The following is a 14,061-nucleotide window of genomic DNA, read 5'->3' as shown; positions in this document are numbered from 1 at the left end:
GCTTTCATCCTTATGTCACCATCTTGTGGGTCATAACACGATATTGCGGTTTTAATCGCGAGCGAACGTTGAGCGGCGTTAATAAGTGCGATAATTTGGACAGATAAAACACTTAGCCAGTGAGAAAACAAGGACCCCATGGAGCCCAAATACACCAGTTTTGATAAATCAGCTAAAACCTGTCTTCGCAAACAAGTGATTACGGAGGATTTATCTTGGGCCCATTATCAAAATGCGGGCGAGCGTTTGTATTACCAAAACGACACACAACACACGCTGAGCATGTATCTGGATGGCGGCTACGAAACCCACAGAACCGATATCAAGGCCGACTATGGCGCGCCCAGTAAGTTTTGCCTTATGCCCCAAGGCTGCCAAAGCCATTGGCAACTGGGGCAACCGCAGCAATTTATGCATTTGTATTTTAGCGATGAACATCTGAAGAAACTGGCCGTGCGAGTCTTTGATAAAGATCCACGCCAAGTGCGTTTACCTGAGCTGACCTTTGTCGATAATCCGAGGTTAGAGGCGCTATTTCGGCATCAAGTTGCCGGGCTCAATTGGCAGACCAGTGATAACCATCTGATGATGGAACAGGTAACCGACACTGTGCTGGTGACGTTACTACAAAGTTCCGGCTTTAATTTGTCGGTGGGGCCAATCAAGGGCGGGCTAGCACCTAAAGTGGCTAAAGCGATCAAAGAGTTTATTTATTGCCATTCACATCGGCAGATTTACTTGTCTGAACTGGCCGAGATTGCCCAGCTTAGCGAGTACCATTTTTGCCGCATGTTTAAATGCCAATTTGCGATGACGCCGCAGGAGTATTTGCTGCAAGTGCGCATCGAAAAGGTCAAACAAAGCTTAAGTCATTCAAGGCAATCCTTGACCGATATCGCCCTCAATAATGGCTTCGCTAATCAAAGCCATATGGGCCGTTACTTTAAAAAACTCAGCGGCATGTCACCGGGCGAATATCAAAAGCATCATCAAGGCCGCTAAGGTACTCAAGTGATTTCCCTGCTCGATTCAATCCTGCGTTAATCTTTGCCCATAGCCTGAGTTTAGGCACGCTGGTTAAACTTGGCATTAAAGGGATTATTTTTCAGTAGTATATGAAGTCGCAATGCTGATAAATCAAACGGTTCATTGGCATTATGAGCGTAAAATGTAAGTACATAGAACATGCTCGCGCTGGAAATGACTCAGTAAAGTTCACACTTTCGCGCCTTTCAAAACCGCCACACCAGTCTGTGTTATAGTCATGCCTTAGCTGCTACTGACGTGAGTACTCTGTGAAGAAAATCGCTTTATTTGTCGATGTACAAAACATCTATTACACCTGCCGCGAAGCCTATGGTCGCCAATTTAATTATCGTAAACTGTGGCAGCACTTAGGTTATGAAGGTGATATAGCGTTGGCCGTGGCTTATGCCATCCATAAGGGCGACGATGGGCAATTGAAATTTCAAGACGCACTAAAGCACATAGGTTTTGAGGTGAAGTTAAAACCGTTTATTCAGCGCAGCGATGGCTCAGCCAAAGGCGATTGGGACGTGGGGATCACTATCGATATTATGGAAGCGGCGAGTGAAGTCGATACTGTTATCTTATTGTCTGGTGATGGCGATTTCGATTTATTGCTGCAAAAAATCCATCAAAAATATGGCGTTGAAACCCAAGTCTATGGCGTCCCTACCCTGACGGCTAAATCCTTAAGGGATGCAGCGTCTCAATTTCACCCCATCGATGAAGCGCTCTTGCTCTAGCACCCATAAAAAATGCTGCTATCGATCACGACAGCAGCATCTGAAGTTCACTATTTTAGCCATCAAAGTTACAACACATCTAATGATAGGTAATGTCCGAATACATAGGTGCGAGACGTTTTAGGAGGGCATTGCGGGTCGATAATGGTATGTGTTGCTCCTTCATCGATTCAATTAAATGGCCCACTAAGGCATCAAAATCCGCCTGAGTAATATTCAACCCTTGATGACTCAGTGACATATTTTCACCGTGATACACACAACCGCCATCAGCAACCAGACAAAAATGCTCAATGGCGCGCTCACGAAATAACGCAATATCCGTCTCTTGGAAGTGATGCACTATGCGTGGATCGGTTGCTATACGGGCAAGTAAGCCATCGACAATCGCCGATAAACCAGCTTCACCACCTAGCTCTTGGTATAAGGTTTGCTGGCTGGAGGTGTTTCTATTTGAGTTAACCTGTGGCGCCGATGTTTCAGCCGTTTGCACTGCGCAGCCAGTGAAAAAAACCAAAGCGGCGACAGGTAATAGCTTCAGCAATAAACGACTCATAGTGTTCCCTCCACCGACACATACCAACCTTGCTGATCGGCAAAACCCGCAATACTGCCTAAATTCGCATAAGCCGTGACCACGGAAAGATGCTTATTGATAAACCACGCTAAAAACACATCCTGCCAATCATCTTCACGGGCAAAAGCTAACTCATTGGGTTTCTGGCGATATTCGATACCCAGCGCCACATTATCCGTCAACAATACCGCCGCAGACGCTTCGAGCACAAACTGGTAATCATTACTGGCTTGGGTACCAAAACCCAATAAACCCGTTTGATTCGCCTTGGTCGCGCGCACGGTACCATTAAGTAATAAATTGCGCCCCGCCACCGCATCGAAAAAAACTTTGCTGGCCGCAATATACACATCTACCCCCCAATCATCCCGCGCCCCAACCGCCTGAGGAATCGCAAAGTCATCGACTCTTTTATACTGGGCACCTAAGGTGATTTGCGGCATAGCCGTATAAAGTAACTCGCCAGCAAGCTTGTATTTTACCCCAAAGATATCTTGGCCTAACTCGCCGCCCATAGTATCTAAATCAAAGGTTTGCCGCGCAACGCTGAGCTCGAATCGATTATCAAAACTCAAGGAAGCGCCAATCACTTTCAGCGTAAAGTCATCGACATAAACGCCTGTCGCCATCGCCGTAGCGGACCATTCATCGCTACTGCCATAACCGTTGATCACCGCCCACGGCACTATGCCACCGCCAGCACTGCCCTCAATCGTCGTCCCGCCGCCAGTCGCAACCACGCGGCTACCTTCGGCAAACGCAGGAACTGTGCCCAATAGTAAACACAGGCAAGGCAAAGCCTTCACATAATTCCAAGCTAATGAATTCAACTTCAATGCATTCATGGCAATGTTCACTCGCTACTCCGCTTTATTCTTTCGAAGACGTCTAATTTTAACGCCTTTTGTGCGCTTTCTTGGGTAAATTAACTTATGTGTCTGCGGGATTTGCATGGTTAAACGCTTCGAACCACAGATCAAATTCAGCCGCTTTTAAGGGTTTTGAAAACACATAGCCTTGGATGATGTCGCAATTGAGGTTACGCAGGATTTCAACGCCTTCTGGTTCTTCAACCCCTTCAGCCACGACGGTAAACCCTAGGCCGTGGATCAACTGAATGCTCGTGTTTACTATCATCACATCTTGGCTATTCGTGAGCATGTCTTTGATAAAACTACGATCAATTTTCACTTCATTGACGGGCAAAATTTTCAAATAAGCTAAGGATGAATGCCCTGTGCCAAAGTCATCGATGGCGACCGACACGCCCATGTCACGGAATCGCTGCAATACGCTCACCACAGTCTGTGCATCTTTCATCACAGCACCTTCGGTGACTTCAATACAGAGTGCGCCGCTTGGCAGATTATTATCTTTTAATAAACTAGCAATTTGATTCGGCAAGCGGGTATCGACTAAATCATGGGCCGACAGGTTAATGGCCAGTTTTAGCTGCATACCCCGCTGCTGCCATGCGACTAATTGTTTAATCGCCTGCTTCAACACCCATTGGCTGACTATATCAATGTTGCCAGAGTTTTCAGCGAGTTGAATAAACTCATCGGGCGGGATAAACCCTAAGGTTGGATGCTGCCAGCGGATCAGTGCCTCGGCGCCAGTACACTGATTTAAGTGTAAATCCACCTTAGGTTGAAACACGAGATAGAGTTGGTTTTGCGCCAAACCTATGGGCAAATCGCGGATAATAGTCAGTTCACGCTGGTATTTCTCATCGGCGCCCTGACGATAACTGACAATGCGTTGCTCTTCAAGGCAGGCTTGATTGAGGGCAATTTCGGCGCGGCGCACTAACACATCGATATCGGCACCGTTGCCATCGATTTCAAGTAATCCCGCCCGCACGGTAAGAGAGATATTTGAGCCTTGGATTGGAAATGGCGACTCCAACATATCCAATGATTTCAGCAAGTGCTCGGGACGAATACCTTGGCTATACAGGAGTAAAAATGAGTCGCCGTCTAATCGCGCGAGTAAATTCGGAGTGGGCGCTAATTGCTCTAAGCGACGGGCAAAAAGCAGCAACAAAGTATCGGCGTTAGCAAAACCGATAATGTCGTTGATATGGCGAAAATGTTTAATATCCAGCAATACCATAGCGCCGGATAGCTCATTTTTAAGATCCGCTAAATGCTGTTTTGCCGCAAAACGATTGAGCAATCCCGTCAAACTGTCGTGGCGGGATTGATAGACTAAATCCTTTTCCCGCGCTTCAATATCGTCGCGCATCAAGGACAAACTTTTGGCCAACACCCGCAGTTCTGCTGGCGCACCTTGAATACTACCAGGCTGCTTACCTTGACCAATTTTACGGGCATAAGTTACCAGTTGATGCACAGGTTCAGTCAAACTGCCCGACAACCAAATTGCAATCACAATCGCCAGCGCTAAGGTCAAGGCAAAAATCAGCAACATATTATTGCGTAGATGCTGATAACTTTGCTGCCACTTGAGGTTTGACTGATGCAGTAGGGCTAATTGGCTGCCGTTATGATCATAAAGTTTGATCGCCATGGACAGATAATCCACGGGAATGTTCTCACTGGGCATTTTCAGTAGGCTGGGGAATAGGCTCGCTTGCTCTACCACACTGCGTTTTTCATCGTCGGATAAGGTTGACGCGATTTCGGTGCGACCCGTGGCTTGATTGACAAAGCTGACATCGATACCGGTAATGGCTTTAGCTTGTTGGGCGACTTTCTCATCCAATAGGAACCCCATTCCGACCCAAGCAATCAAGGTCGGCGCCTTCACGGGCTGCAACACAAACTGATAGCTGGCATGATCAAAATTAAGGATAGCTAAAGCATTGTTATTGCTGGTGGTCATATCGAATAAGGATTGAATGTCATCCTGAGTGAGTCCGGGTAGACTCGAGGTCAAGAGCTCTCCTTTTGGAGACAACAATACAGCGGCGTCGGCGCCGATACGAGAGCCGTGATTGGATAACACTGACTCAATGGTTTCTTGCTCGCCGGTGGCAATTGCGCGCTTAAAACCAAAATCGGCACTGAGCACAGACAAACTTTGGCTGAGCTGAATACCGCGATTAGAAAGAACTTCGAGAAACACATTGGCACCAATATCTAAACTTTTTTGTTGCTGTAAAAAGTTGTCCCTTTCGGTCGCCGTCAATACGGAAAATGCCGTGGCAAACTGCACTAGAGTCAGCACAATAAAGAAAACTAAAATCAGCCGAGCGCGAAAACTATTTAGCATGTAATGGCTTGCCTTGAGCATCGTAGTGGCCAAATCCCGACGGCGGGGCTGACGGTTTAGCTTGGCGCTCAATGTCTAAGGACAAACTGAGTTGATTCGCGCCAGTGGTTAGCATTAGCTCAGTCGGCTCGGAGGCCGCCTTCTGCCATGGATGCCAGAGTTTCACTTTATATTGACCGGCCGCAAGATCCTTAAACTGGATCTCACCTTTTTCGTCCGTCACCGTGACAATGGGGCTATCCGCCACATAGATAAATGCCTGCATATAATCGTGAATATTACAGCCAAGTGCGACTAAGCCGGGTTTATCGAACAGGATCGGCGCTTCGGCTTGACCCACATACAGTTTAAGTTCGAAAGGTTTCGCCTCGGAAAAGGAATACACATGGTGACGAGTGCGATCTAGGTTAGGAAAATCCACCTTGGCGCCCTTAGGGACTGCCAACACAAAAGGGATAAAGGTTCGATTTTTTTGTGACATTTCATAATGCCCAACAGGCAAAGCCTTATCGGGCATCACTGCCGGGATCAACTCCACAACAGTATCGGCAATCGCCTGCTGCTGTAAATCCACCAGCTTAATATTGAGCTCAGCGGCCATGACTTGAGGCGTCAGAGAGGCAGAAACACTCAGAACTAGAGCAAATAAAGCGCGATTTAAGATCATCAGTTACCTCGTGCATAGTGATGCAAGGTCAACAAGTACCTTAGCTGAGTACGGCGTAAAACAAACTATTTTTATTCGTGTAGCATTGTACATCACTAATATATCGAATATTCCATTGGAACCTATAGAAGAGCGCCAAAACAGTAATCATTCTAATCGTCCAACTGCCATTACGCACGAAAGTGACCACAAATAATGGATAAACAACATCATACACACATTTAAAGCACGGATAACCACAAGCGTTTAAATCGACTATGGTGCTTACTGAGATCAAATATCACTGCGAGCTCATTGGCTGAATAAAACAGTTGAATCTAGCCAACATAGGCCTGCCATGAACAATAAGCAATATAACTAACACACTGATCTGGCAAATGACTTTGTGTTGTTCATCGGCAATTAAAGCAAGCCCATATACTTCTGACTCTATCCATCTTTGACTGTAACTTTACCAGCAATCTAATCTCAAATTATCCCAACTAAAGATAGTCAGGTTTCATATTTTTCGCCGCGAACAAACAAAAAAAGCCTACTTGATGTAGGCCTTTTTTACGCATTTATCCATCGAGAGAAACAAGCTTAACTGACGGTTAGTTCTTTATGCTCTTCGACTTTTTTACTGCCTCGTTTTGCCAGTGCGTAGTAGAACAATGGCGTTAGGATAAGACCAAACACAGTCACCCCAATCATGCCGGCGAATACTGCTACGCCCATGGCTTGACGCATCTCGGCGCCAGCGCCAGTGGAGAACACCATAGGCACTACTCCCATAATAAAGGCGATAGATGTCATCAAGATAGGACGTAAACGTAATCTTGCTGCCTCTAATATCGCATCCATAGGTGCCATACCGTGATCTTGTTTCTCTTTTGCGAACTCGACAATCAAGATAGCGTTCTTGGTCGCGAGTCCCACCAGCACTATCAGGCCAATTTGGGTGAAGATATTGTTGTCTCCACCGTAAATTAACACTCCACTGAGGGCTGAGAGCAAGGTCATTGGAATGATTAAAATAATCGCCAATGGCAAGCTTAAGCTCTCGTACTGGGCTGCGAGCACCATGAACACCAGCAAGATCACCAGCGGGAAGACTAACAAGCCCGTATTGCCTGCTAAGATTTGCTGATAAGTTAACTCAGTCCATTCGTAGGTCATACCATTTGGCAGCGTTTCGGCGAGGATTTTCTCAATCGCTGCTTGCGCTTGGCCAGTACTCACACCTGCTGCTGGGCCACCGTTGATTTCAGCGGTCGTAAAGCCGTTATAGTGCATCACTCTGTCTGGGCCTGAGCTTTGGCTGACGTTGATAAACGACCCTAGCGGGATCATATCACCATTCAGATTTGGCACCTTCAGCTGACTTATCTGCTGCGGGCTTTGACGGAACGCCTCATCGGCTTGCATATTCACCTGATAGGTTCGACCGAAACGATTGAAATCGTTGACATAGGTCGAGCCCATATAGGTTTGTAATGTCTGGAAGATTTGATCGAGCGACACGGCCTGCTGTTTCGCTTTAGTTCGATCAATATCCAGTTCAAGTTGTGGCACGTTCACCTGATAGCTAGAGAAAATTCCGGCTAATTGAGGATCGGCCCACGCCTTGTACATCACTTGTTGGGTCACCTGATACAAGGCCTCATAACCAAGGTTGGCTCTGTCTTGTATTTGCAGACGGAACCCTCCTATAGTACCGAGGCCTTGCACAGGTGGCGGCGGGAAGATGGCAATAAATGCGTCTTGAATACCAGCAAACTCTTTATTCAATTGTCCAGCAATGGCATTCGCCGACAGCTCTGGACTCTTACGCAATTCAAAATCATCAAGCGCGACAAACACCACGCCTGAGTTAGGACTATTAGTAAAACCGTTGATGCTAAGGCCTGGGAAGGCAATCGAGTGCGCCACACCTGGGTGATTAAGGGCAATCTCAGACATCTTTTTGATAACGGTATCGGTACGTTCAAGGGATGCCGCATCGGGCAACTGAGCAAACGCCACTAAATACTGTTTATCTTGACCCGGTACATAACCCGTTGGTGTATGAGCAAATTGCACGCCCGTTAGCGCTACCATGCCTAAGTACACTAGGCCGATAATGCCGCCAAAACGGATCACTTTACGCACTAACCAACCATAGCCATCGGATGCTCGGCTAAATAAGCGGTTAAAAGGCGTGAACAACCAACCACCGAGCAACTTGTCCATTAGACGGGTTAAACCATCCTTCGGCGCATCATGGCTCTTGAGCAATAATGCGGACAATGCCGGACTCAAAGTGAGTGAGTTAATCGCCGAAATAAAGGTCGAAATAGTGATAGTCAAGGCAAACTGTTTATAAAACTGCCCGGTTAAGCCACTCATAAACGCCGTGGGAATAAATACCGCCGCCAACACTAAGGTGGTTGCCACAATCGGGCCAGTCACTTCTTTCATCGCCTTTTGCGTTGCCGCAACAGGGCTTAAACCAGCGGCAATATTACGCTCGACGTTTTCGACCACCACAATTGCATCATCCACCACAATCCCGATGGCGAGCACGAGTCCAAACAGCGACAGTGCGTTAAGCGAGAAGCCGAGCAAATGCATAAAGGCAAAGGTACCAACTAACGATACAGGCACAGCCACCAGCGGAATAATCGAGGCGCGCCAGGTTTGCAAGAACAGCACTACCACTAACACCACCAGCAACACGGCTTCAAGCAAGGTTTTCATCACCGCCTCAATCGAGCCGCGCACGAACACGGTTGGGTCGTAAACGATTTCGTACGTTAATCCTTCGGGGAATCCTTTAGACAATTCAGCCATTTTGGCGCGCACATCATCGGAAATCTGAATCGCATTTGAACCCGATGCTTGGAACACTGGAATCGCCACTGCATCTTTGTTATCCAGCAGTGAGCGCAGCGCATAACTCGTCGCACCTAGCTCGATACGAGCCACATCCTTCAAACGATTCACTTCACCGTTTTGACCGACTTTGATGATGATATCTTCAAATTCAGACAGTTCAGTTAAACGGCCTTTCACGTTAATTAAGAGTTGAAAGTCAGCACTACCACTTGGCTGAGCACCTAAACTGCCCGCTGCCGCCTGTTGGTTTTGCTCGCGCACGGCAGCAATAATGTCCGCAGGTGATAAACCCAGCGCCGAGACTTTATTCGGGTCGAGCCAAATACGCAGGCTGTATTCCCCTGCGCCAAACAGGCGTACCGCGCCCACACCTTTAATCCGTGCGAGCTCATCTTTAACGTTCAGCGCCGCATAGTTAGACAAATACAACATGTCATAACGGTTATCCGGTGACAGCAAATGCACCACCATGGTCAAGTCTGGCGATGACTTTTCGGTGACTATGCCTAAGCGTTGCACTTCCTGCGGCAGACGCGGCATAGCGCGATCGACTCGGCTCTGCACTTGGGTTTGCGCCCTGTCCACATCAGTGCCAATGGCAAAGGTGATGGTCAAGGTCATGCGTCCATCGGACGTCGCTTGCGATGACATGTACAACATATCTTCGACGCCGTTGATTTCCTGCTCCAGCGGTGAAGCCACGGTTTCGGCAATCACTTTAGGGTTAGCGCCAGGGTAGTTAGCGGTCACCACGACGGTGGGCGGCACAACTTCAGGGTATTCAGTGATCGGCAGTTGCCAAACGGCAATCGCCCCTGTGATAAAAAACAGCAGTGAGAGTACGGCTGCAAATATCGGTCTTTTAATAAAAAACTGCGATAACATGGTGTTCTATTCCTTAACCGCGGCTAGCCGTTTCGACCGCTTGCGCCGTCAAAGTATCTTGGTTTTTATCTAGGATTAACTGGGCTTGGCGTAATGCTTCGAGCTTGTCGCTGTCGACCATTTCAACCATATGCGGATCAATTTGCATCTTAGGACGCACGCGCTGCATACCGTTGACGACGATCTTATCTTCGGCCATCAAACCTTGGGTCACGATGCGCAGTCCTTGGACTTTCTCGCCTAAGGTCACGCCGCGATATTCAACTAAACCATCGGCGCCCACCACTAACACAAACTTATTATTCAGATCTGTGCCAACGGCTTTATCGTCAATCAAGATACCTTCATAAGCGCCACTACCTGCGGTGCGAAGACGAGCAAACAAGCCAGGCAATAAGCTATTGTCTTCATTGTCAAAAGAGGCTCTCACGCGAATGGTACCGGTCTGTTTATCCATCGCATTATCCACAAAGTCGACCATGCCGATATGTTGATAATCACGCTCATTGGCTAAGGCCATGTACACAGGGTTGTCGCCAGCGCGGGGATCATTACGTTTCTTCTCGGCCGTTAATTTCACGTATTTAAGATAGGTTTGCTCATCCACATCAAAATACGCATACATGCTGGCGGTAGAGACTAGACTGGTCAGCACACTCTGCCCTGCGGTGACATAATTGCCCGCGGTGACATTCGCGTAGGACACGCGACCATCAATCGGCGCTTGCACTTGGGTATAAGCTAAATCAAGCTCGGCGCGCATCAGGGCCGCTTTCACCGAAGCCACTGCAGCCGCGGTTTGACGTTTGTTTGACTCACGGGTATCGAGTAACTCGGCAGACACCGCTTTTTGGTCAAACAATTTATGGGCTCGTTCGAAGTCATTTGTGGCCAGTTGCTCTGCAGAGAGTGCGCTAGCTAGATCTGCTTTTAACCGGGCCACTTCCACTTCAAAAACACTTGGATCGATGCGGAATAATACGTCGCCTTTTTTCACTAAGGCGCCTTCTTTAAAATTCACTGAGTCGATATATCCAGATACACGCGGGATAAGGGTGACACTTTCTGGCGCCTGTAAACGGCCGGTAAACTCGTCCCATTCGGTCACTCGCTCATGCAATACTAGGGCGACATCCACCATAGGCGCACTTGGTGCTGGTCCCTGCTGCGCTGTTTGCTCACCACAAGCTGACAGAACGAAAGCGGCCACAGCCGTTAACATCATTATTCGTAAGGGTTTATTGCTCTTCATATTACTATCCTCAAAGTGGCGGGCATGTCACGCTGTTCGAACCACACACATTTAAATACCGACTGGTAAAAAATATTCTGTACTGGACGGTAATATATAGCGTAAAATGACTCTGTCAACAAATTTATGTACCGATTGGTATTAAATTAAAAGCGCGCACTGACCTTTACTTTGCAATGCGCCCTTAGGCGGAAAGCCACAAGTTTGATCTTCAAAGCATTTTTATGAATATTGAGGCGAACGCTGACTGACACGGATTGAATGCTGAACTTAGGTGACACCTTGGATGACTAAGTAGACAAATCCCCTTAGTCGGTCATCAGTCAGCAAGTGTGGCTGGACACGGACTAAACCCATGTCTATCCTAGGGGCAATTGAGAATTGAGGAGCCTAATGATGTCAACCGTCACCCAGACGCCCTGTGTAGGTCGCCCACGTGCCTTCGACACTGACGATGCATTAGCCAAAGCCTTAGAAGTCTTCTGGCGCAAAGGTTTTGAAGGTACATCGTTAACCGATTTAACCCAAGCTATGGGCATTAATAAGCCAAGCCTTTATGCCGCCTTCGGCAATAAAGAACAGTTATTTCTCAAAGCGATAGAATTATATGAACAACGCCCCTGTGCGTTTTTCTATCCCGCGCTGGAGCAGAAAACCGCCTATCTAGTGGTTGAGTCAATGCTGCTCGGGGCCGCGAGCTCTTTGGTGGATAAAAGCCATCCGCAGGGATGTTTGATTGTTCAAGGGGCATTAACCTGCAGTGAAGCAGGGCAAGCGATTAAAGACACTTTGATTAATCGTCGCCGCGACGGTGAAATCGCTCTGTGCGAAAGATTGCAACGCGCCAAAGATGAAGGAGATTTGCCCGCAGATGCCGAGCCGTTACTGCTTGCCCGTTATGTCGGCACAGTATTGCAAGGCATGGCCGTACAAGCGACCAGTGGGATTTGCCCGAATGAATTACGCAAAGTCGCCGAGCTAGTGCTCGCTAACTTTCCGCGCAATGATGAGTCCTGATCCATAAATTCTAATGCACAAATCCTGATACGCACAAACAATAAACCCCAGTTGAGCTCTCACTTAACTGGGTTTTTATTTATGCTTTGCTTTATTTCTGTCCAAGCATTTACTTCTGCACAACCAAGAGTTCTCTAAACAGTTGCCTGAGTCGTTTCAATAATGGCAGGCTGCTTTTATCTTGATGCTGGATCACATCGACGTTTGCATACCAGCCTATCTGCTCAAACTCTATGGGGACCCGAGTTAAGTTACCCGATGAAACTGAGCTGGATGCCATATGCTCTGGTAACAGACACCAACCATGGCCCTGTAATGCGAGCTCCAATAACACATAATAGTTATCGGCATACCAAACATCAGGACTGAACGCCTGCTGAAAACTACTGGTTTTAGTATTACGTGAGCGGATGCATAATTGTCGATACAGTCGCAATGAGTCCATGTTCGGTGCAATTGATTTCGCTAAGGGATGCGAACTCGCCACATACAGATCGAATTCAATCACACCAATACTCTCAAAATCGATACTACTTGGCATAGATAATTCGCTAAAAATCAGTCCTGTAGATGCTCTTCCCGAATGTACCATGTCGATAATATCTATGCTTGAGGCACTGAGAAACTCGAGTTCGATGTTAGGGAAATCACTTTCTAACAACTGAATAATTTCCGATATTCTCTGTATCGGAATGCCTTCATCCATCGCAAGGCAAACTTCTGAAGATTGACTACCAAAGAGCGATAAGGCGGTATGTTTGAGCCTTCTATGTTGAAGAATCGTCGCTCTTGCGTAGGGCAATAATTTACTGCCTTCGGCCGTTAATACAGGGTAACGACCCGAACGGTCAAATAACTCAACCCCACAATCAATTTCAAGATTCATCACATGCTGGCTAATCACGGATTGTGCTTTCTTCAATTGCCTTGCGGCATTCGAAAATGAACCAGATTCTACGGTTTCTATAAAGGCTTCGAGCTGTTCGAGACTAAACATATCGCTTTTACCGATACTATCTAACTATTACTTATCCCTATACTAGATAAAATTATGGCCATAGTCACATTGAATGAATGGGAAATAGCCATGAAAACGACAGAACGTATCTTTAACGCCTTACTCTTTGAAGCGATTGCACTCGCGATTATCATCCCGGTTTCTGCCCTCATATCAGGCAAGGGAACCAGTGAGCTTGTCATAGTCGGTATCGCTTTGAGTCTTTATACCGTGGTGTGGAACTACTTCTACAACCTAGGATTCGACAGGGTATTTGGGGCAAATCGAGAGCGACGCACTTTAAAAACCCGAATACTGCATACCTTTGGATTTGAAGGGGGACTTATTTTCATTAGCATACCGACCATCGCTTGGTTTTTACAGATAGGCTGGTTGGCAGCCATGGGCTTAGAAGCGGTTTTTTTGATCTTTTTCTTCTTCTACAGCACCCTATTCCATTGGTGCTATGACAAGTATCAGCCCTATAAGACTTGGTTTACGATGCAAGCCACCAAGGTCAAATAGCCCAGCGAACATCAACACAACACACCATCAAACGAACCTCACAAAGCACTTTAGTGGTTCGTTTGATGGCCGTTTTGAAACCTATCCATTTCAATTTCTTCTACTTATACCAATCACATTATATATCTAGTCAGTTCAGAGCCTCACAGGCATCTCAATCCAAGGCGCATTGACGCAGAAATGGTCATTCCCTTTTAAATCAATGCAACACCGGAGTGGGATGCCTGTGAGGCTCCCGAAGGGCGGCTGATGTTAACGGCATGGCAAAGCGCTTTATAC

The 14,061-nt window shown here is 47.1% G+C and carries 11 protein-coding genes; 4 read left to right on the top strand and 7 right to left on the bottom strand.

What is annotated here, in order from left to right:
- Positions 1 to 138 precede the first annotated feature (138 nt).
- Together KV201_RS13510 and KV201_RS13505 are read left to right on the top strand one after the other, a co-directional pair.
- Positions 139 to 1,002 carry a helix-turn-helix transcriptional regulator gene (locus tag KV201_RS13510; protein ID WP_226059627.1) on the top strand — a complete coding sequence of 288 codons (864 nt, stop codon included), beginning with the start codon at positions 139 to 141 and terminating at the stop codon, positions 1,000 to 1,002.
- A gap of 293 nt (positions 1,003 to 1,295) precedes the next feature.
- The gene (locus tag KV201_RS13505; RefSeq protein WP_006082658.1) at positions 1,296 to 1,769 is read left to right on the top strand and encodes an NYN domain-containing protein; all 474 of its coding nucleotides are present in this window, start codon (positions 1,296 to 1,298) and stop codon (positions 1,767 to 1,769) included.
- A gap of 79 nt (positions 1,770 to 1,848) precedes the next feature.
- Here KV201_RS13505 and KV201_RS13500 read toward each other — a convergent pair whose 3' ends face one another.
- The 6 genes from KV201_RS13500 to KV201_RS13475 all read right to left on the bottom strand — a co-directional run bounded on the left by KV201_RS13500 (position 1,849) and on the right by KV201_RS13475 (position 11,243).
- Entirely contained in the window at positions 1,849 to 2,325 is a 477-nt protein-coding gene (locus tag KV201_RS13500) for a group 1 truncated hemoglobin (RefSeq protein WP_226059626.1), read from the bottom strand.
- The gene (locus tag KV201_RS13495) at positions 2,322 to 3,191 is read right to left on the bottom strand and encodes a DUF3034 family protein (RefSeq protein WP_226059654.1); all 870 of its coding nucleotides are present in this window, start codon (positions 3,189 to 3,191) and stop codon (positions 2,322 to 2,324) included. The genes KV201_RS13500 and KV201_RS13495 overlap by 4 nt, the downstream gene beginning before the upstream one ends.
- Positions 3,192 to 3,276: 85 nt before the next feature.
- On the bottom strand, positions 3,277 to 5,583 hold the full coding sequence (locus KV201_RS13490) for an EAL domain-containing protein (RefSeq protein WP_226059625.1): 2,307 nt from the start codon (positions 5,581 to 5,583) through the stop codon (positions 3,277 to 3,279).
- The gene (locus KV201_RS13485; protein ID WP_226059624.1) at positions 5,573 to 6,250 is read right to left on the bottom strand and encodes a methylamine utilization protein; all 678 of its coding nucleotides are present in this window, start codon (positions 6,248 to 6,250) and stop codon (positions 5,573 to 5,575) included. The genes KV201_RS13490 and KV201_RS13485 overlap by 11 nt, the downstream gene beginning before the upstream one ends.
- A gap of 582 nt (positions 6,251 to 6,832) precedes the next feature.
- Positions 6,833 to 9,991, bottom strand: a complete 3,159-nt coding sequence (locus KV201_RS13480) for an efflux RND transporter permease subunit (RefSeq protein WP_012089844.1) — start codon at positions 9,989 to 9,991, stop codon at positions 6,833 to 6,835.
- A gap of 13 nt (positions 9,992 to 10,004) precedes the next feature.
- On the bottom strand, positions 10,005 to 11,243 hold the full coding sequence (locus KV201_RS13475) for an efflux RND transporter periplasmic adaptor subunit (RefSeq protein ID WP_226059623.1): 1,239 nt from the start codon (positions 11,241 to 11,243) through the stop codon (positions 10,005 to 10,007).
- A 393-nt stretch (positions 11,244 to 11,636) separates the two neighbouring features.
- Between KV201_RS13475 and KV201_RS13470 the strand changes: the two genes are divergently transcribed.
- A complete protein-coding gene (locus KV201_RS13470) occupies positions 11,637 to 12,260 on the top strand; it encodes a TetR/AcrR family transcriptional regulator (RefSeq protein ID WP_011847480.1) in 624 nt (207 codons plus the stop codon).
- A gap of 109 nt (positions 12,261 to 12,369) precedes the next feature.
- Here the strand turns inward: KV201_RS13470 and KV201_RS13465 are convergent, their stop codons facing one another.
- Complete coding sequence (locus tag KV201_RS13465) at positions 12,370 to 13,257, bottom strand: LysR family transcriptional regulator (protein ID WP_226059622.1); 888 nt, start codon at positions 13,255 to 13,257, stop codon at positions 12,370 to 12,372.
- A gap of 90 nt (positions 13,258 to 13,347) precedes the next feature.
- On the opposite strand from KV201_RS13465, the gene KV201_RS13460 reads away from it, so the two are divergent.
- Positions 13,348 to 13,782 carry a PACE efflux transporter gene (locus KV201_RS13460; RefSeq protein ID WP_037392912.1) on the top strand — a complete coding sequence of 145 codons (435 nt, stop codon included), beginning with the start codon at positions 13,348 to 13,350 and terminating at the stop codon, positions 13,780 to 13,782.
- Positions 13,783 to 14,061 lie beyond the last annotated feature (279 nt).

Origin of the sequence: Shewanella sp. SR1, from assembly GCF_020447145.1 — a bacterium.
Classification (GTDB): Bacteria; Pseudomonadota; Gammaproteobacteria; order Enterobacterales; family Shewanellaceae; genus Shewanella; species Shewanella baltica.
This window is presented reverse-complemented; position numbering and strand designations above follow the sequence as displayed.

What these genes read in the sequence shown, in the direction of transcription:
- KV201_RS13485 (WP_226059624.1), bottom strand. Translation starts at nt 6,250, where the DNA reads ATGATCTTAAATCGCGCTTTATTTGCTCTAGTTCTGAGTGTTTCTGCC.
- KV201_RS13465 (WP_226059622.1), bottom strand. Translation starts at nt 13,257, where the DNA reads ATGTTTAGTCTCGAACAGCTCGAAGCCTTTATAGAAACCGTAGAATCT.
- KV201_RS13480 (WP_012089844.1), bottom strand. Translation starts at nt 9,991, where the DNA reads ATGTTATCGCAGTTTTTTATTAAAAGACCGATATTTGCAGCCGTACTC.
- KV201_RS13460 (WP_037392912.1), top strand. Translation starts at nt 13,348, where the DNA reads ATGAAAACGACAGAACGTATCTTTAACGCCTTACTCTTTGAAGCGATT.
- KV201_RS13470 (WP_011847480.1), top strand. Translation starts at nt 11,637, where the DNA reads ATGATGTCAACCGTCACCCAGACGCCCTGTGTAGGTCGCCCACGTGCC.
- KV201_RS13495 (WP_226059654.1), bottom strand. Translation starts at nt 3,191, where the DNA reads ATGAATGCATTGAAGTTGAATTCATTAGCTTGGAATTATGTGAAGGCT.
- KV201_RS13500 (WP_226059626.1), bottom strand. Translation starts at nt 2,325, where the DNA reads ATGAGTCGTTTATTGCTGAAGCTATTACCTGTCGCCGCTTTGGTTTTT.
- KV201_RS13475 (WP_226059623.1), bottom strand. Translation starts at nt 11,243, where the DNA reads ATGAAGAGCAATAAACCCTTACGAATAATGATGTTAACGGCTGTGGCC.
- KV201_RS13490 (WP_226059625.1), bottom strand. Translation starts at nt 5,583, where the DNA reads ATGCTAAATAGTTTTCGCGCTCGGCTGATTTTAGTTTTCTTTATTGTG.
- KV201_RS13510 (WP_226059627.1), top strand. Translation starts at nt 139, where the DNA reads ATGGAGCCCAAATACACCAGTTTTGATAAATCAGCTAAAACCTGTCTT.